The organism is Leisingera sp. F5, from assembly GCF_001593695.1.
Map to the genome: position 1 here is coordinate 1 of NZ_LUKH01000709.1, position 1811 is coordinate 1811.

The 1811-nt window shown below is 64.0% G+C and carries 1 protein-coding gene and 2 pseudogenes; 2 read left to right on the forward strand and 1 reads right to left on the reverse strand.

Translation table 11 applies throughout. From position 1 onward, the window contains the following. Nucleotides 1-151 precede the first annotated feature (151 nt). Nucleotides 152-1012 carry an acetylglutamate kinase gene (argB, locus tag A2I95_RS35065; RefSeq protein ID WP_259989373.1) on the reverse strand — a complete coding sequence of 287 codons (861 nt, stop codon included), beginning with the start codon at nucleotides 1010-1012 and terminating at the stop codon, nucleotides 152-154. A gap of 158 nt (nucleotides 1013-1170) precedes the next feature. Here argB and A2I95_RS35070 point away from each other — a divergent pair. Next, nucleotides 1171-1644 (forward strand): annotated as a pseudogene (locus tag A2I95_RS35070) (SDR family NAD(P)-dependent oxidoreductase); the annotation flags it as partial. A gap of 2 nt (nucleotides 1645-1646) precedes the next feature. Then, nucleotides 1647-1811, forward strand: a pseudogene (locus tag A2I95_RS35075) (ATP12 family protein); the annotation flags it as partial.

Consider the following 1811-nt stretch of genomic DNA (forward strand, 5'->3'; position numbering starts at 1 on the left):
ATTTACCCGGGGGTATTTTTGACCAGAAAGAAGCCGGACGGCAGCCGCCCGCTGCCATCCGGCTTCTTTCTGGTCAAAAATACCCCAGGGTGAATTGGCCCGGCAGGGTCAAGAGGGGCAGCGCCCCTCAAACACTTCCCGCTGGCGCGCGTCAGGCGCGGATCATCGAACCGGCGCCGTGATCGGTAAACAGCTCCAGCAGCACCGAGTTCTGAACCCGCCCGTCAACGATGGTGCAGGCGCGCACGCCGTTGCGCACCGCATCCAGCGCGGTTTCGGTCTTGGGGATCATCCCGCCGGCAATCACGCCGCTGGCGGTCATTGCATCAACATCGGCGGCCTTCAGCTCGGTCACCACGTCGCCGTTGCCGTTTTTGACGCCCGCCACATCGGTCAGCAGCAACAGCCGGTCAGCCTGCAGCGCCTTGGCGATGGCACCGGCTGCGGTGTCGCCATTGATGTTGAAGGTCTCGCCTTCCCGGCCCGCACCGATCGGGGCGATCACCGGGATCATGTCTTTTTCAAACAGACCGTACAGCACCTTGGGGTCCAATTCGGACGGGGCGCCGACAAAGCCCAGATCCGGGTCAGCCTGATCGCAGGTTATCAGATTGGCGTCCTTGCCGGACAGGCCAACGGCGCGGCCGCCCTGGCGGTTGATCGCCTGCACGATGCGCTTGTTGACGACGCCGGACAGAACCATTTCCACCACCTCCATGGTGGCGGCATCGGTGACCCGCTTGCCGTTGACGAACTCAGACTGGATCTGCAGTTTTTCCAGCATCGCATTGATCATCGGCCCGCCGCCGTGGACGATCACCGGGTTCACGCCGACCTGGCGCATCAGCACGATATCGCGGGCAAAGGTCTCCATCGCTTCGTCGCTGCCCATGGCGTGGCCGCCCAGCTTGATGACAACAATGGCCCCGTCATAGCGCTGCAGATAGGGCAGGGCGCTTGAGAGGGTCTCGGCAGTGGCAATCCAGTCGCGGTTCATCTTTTGTGTCTTCATCGCTGTCATCATTCCTTTGACAAAAGGGTGTAGGCGGTTCCGGGGCCGCTGCCAAGCGTTGCGTGCGGCACGCCGGGCGCCGCCGCCGGCGGGAGGCCATTGCGGTTGCCTGTGCCGGTGGTAGGCTCAGCCTGGAAATCTCCTGTGAGGATCAACAGATGCGTCAGAAGACCTTGCTATTGACCGGCGCCAGCCGCGGTATCGGCCATGCGACGGTGCGCCGCTTCAACCGCGAAGGCTGGCGGGTTATCACCTGCTCGCGGCATCCGTTCCCGGCTGAATGCCCGTGGGGCGGCGGCCAGGAAAACCATGTGCAGCTGGACCTGTCAGACCCGTCGGATACGATCAACGCGGTGGGCCAGATCCAGGACCTGCTGGACGGACGCTTGGACGCGCTGGTCAACAACGCCGGGATCTCGCCCAAGGGGCCGGACGGCGAGCGGCTCAGCACGCTGGACACCGATCTGATGGATTGGGGCAAAGTGTTCCACGTGAATTTCTTCAGCTCGGTTGTGCTGGCGCGGGGGTTGAAGGAGGAACTGGCAGCCGCCAAAGGGTCCGTCGTCAACGTGACCTCTATTGCAGGCAGCCGGGTACACCCCTTTGCCGGGGCCGCCTATGCCACCTCCAAGGCGTTGCGGCCATGCTGGCTGAATATGGCGATTCCGACCTGCTGTGCTACCGCGCCGACGCGCCGGTTGAGTTGACGTTGCGTCAGGCGCAGGAATGGGACCCGGCGCTGGACTGGGCAGCAGGGGCACTGGGCGTGCAGCTGCAGCCGCGCACCGGCATTCTGCAC